The 503-nt window shown below is 71.0% G+C and carries 1 protein-coding gene; it reads left to right on the top strand.

What is annotated here, in order from left to right; all coding sequences use genetic code 11:
* Window positions 1-503: 5'-3' exonuclease (locus QN345_RS19755; RefSeq protein WP_323509206.1), on the top strand; the 503-nt coding region annotated here is incomplete at both ends.

Below are 503 nucleotides of genomic sequence, written 5' to 3' on the forward strand. Positions count from 1 at the left end.
AGTGGCGCGTCGACCTGATCCCGACCTACAAGACCCACCGGGTCGCCGCGGCTGTCGAGTCTCCCGCAGCGGATGCCCCCACCGCGACCGAGGACGTCCCCGACCTCCTCAGCGCGCAGGTTCCGATCATCCGCGAGCTGCTCGCCGCGCTCGGAATCCCGGTGATCGGCGCCCCGCGGCACGAAGCAGACGACGTGATCGGCACCCTCGCCTCGCACGCGGACGTGCCCGTCGATGTCATCACCGGCGACCGCGACCTCTTCCAGCTCGTCGACGACTCCCGCGACGTGCGGGTGATCTACACCGGACGCGGCATGGCCAGGCTGGAGACGCTCACCGATGCCGCGCTGCTTGCCAAGACCGGGGTCACCCCGGCGCAGTACGCCGACTTCGCGGCCCTCCGCGGCGACGCCTCCGACGGACTTCCCGGGGTCGCCGGGGTGGGTGAGAAGACCGCGGCTACGTTGCTTGCCGATTTCGGCGACCTCGACGGGATCGTCGCA

Source organism: Cryobacterium sp. 10I1, from assembly GCF_035019805.1.
GTDB lineage: Bacteria > Actinomycetota > Actinomycetes > Actinomycetales > Microbacteriaceae > Cryobacterium > Cryobacterium glucosi.